The 441-nt window shown below is 79.4% G+C and carries 1 protein-coding gene; it reads left to right on the top strand.

The window, feature by feature from the left end; all coding sequences use genetic code 11:
• A partial coding sequence (locus tag QWJ41_RS20825; RefSeq protein WP_302710381.1) for an FAD-dependent oxidoreductase occupies window positions 1-441 on the top strand: 441 nt, incomplete at both ends.

The raw sequence follows: 441 nt of genomic DNA, 5'->3' as shown, positions 1-441 counted from the left end.
CCGCCGCGCTCACCGACGCGCTGGCGGCCGGGCTGCCGCCCGGCTGCCTGCTGCTCGAGCACCCGGTGCGGCGGCTCGCGAGCGCGCCCGGCGACCGGCTCGAGGTGGAGTCGCGCGGGCGGCGCTGGCACGCCCGTCACGTCGTTCTCGCGCTGCCGCCGTCGGTCGCCGTCGACACCCTGGAGCTGCCGGTCGAGCTGCCCGCGGAGCTGGTGCGCGTCGCGGGCGCGGTGCCGACGTGGATGGGCCAGGCGGCGAAGGTCGTGGCGGCCTACGACACGCCCTTCTGGCGCGACGCGGGCCTCGCGGGAGCCGGCGCCCGCCGGCTCGGGCCGGTGCAGGAGCTCCACGACATGTCGGGACCCGGCGGGGTGCCCGCCGCGATCTTCGGGTTCGCGCCCTCGGCGCTGCTGGGCACCGACGCGGAGGAACGGGTGCGCG

The sequence above is a fragment of the Nocardioides cremeus genome (genome assembly GCF_030518195.1).
Taxonomy (GTDB): domain Bacteria; phylum Actinomycetota; class Actinomycetes; order Propionibacteriales; family Nocardioidaceae; genus Nocardioides; species Nocardioides cremeus.
Note: the sequence above shows the minus strand (reverse complement) of the source record. Positions and strands in the feature narration are given on the sequence as shown.